The sequence below is a fragment of the Lactobacillus delbrueckii subsp. bulgaricus genome, from assembly GCF_046938665.1.
In the GTDB taxonomy this organism is placed as follows: domain Bacteria; phylum Bacillota; class Bacilli; order Lactobacillales; family Lactobacillaceae; genus Lactobacillus; species Lactobacillus delbrueckii_C.
Genome location: NZ_JBKZCD010000092.1, coordinates 1 through 296, shown reverse-complemented (window position 1 = coordinate 296; position 296 = coordinate 1). Strand labels below are relative to the sequence as shown.

At 45.9% G+C, this 296-nt stretch carries 1 protein-coding gene; it reads left to right on the top strand.

The features are described 5' to 3' along the window. Positions 1-296, top strand: a 296-nt coding sequence (locus ACLUXO_RS10350; protein WP_412137462.1) for a mucin-binding protein, incomplete at both ends; no start/stop codon positions are given.

The following is a 296-nucleotide window of genomic DNA, read 5'->3' as shown; positions in this document are numbered from 1 at the left end:
ATGGTTCTCCAGATGGTACTAGCAGATATGAACAAACTGCAGAATTCACTCGTACCGCTATTGTCGATAAGGTAACTGGCAAGATTCTTGGCTATGACACTGATGGTGACGGCGAAGTTGACACCACCAAAGCGGATCAAGCATGGACGCCAACTAAGAAGACCTTGTTAGAGGCTCAATCAAAAGATCCAAAGTTATTGGGCTACGACGAGGTTGATACTCCTGTTGTTCCGGATCTGGTGGTTACTCCAGGCCAAGGCGACACCACTGTTACTGTAACTTACAACAATATCACT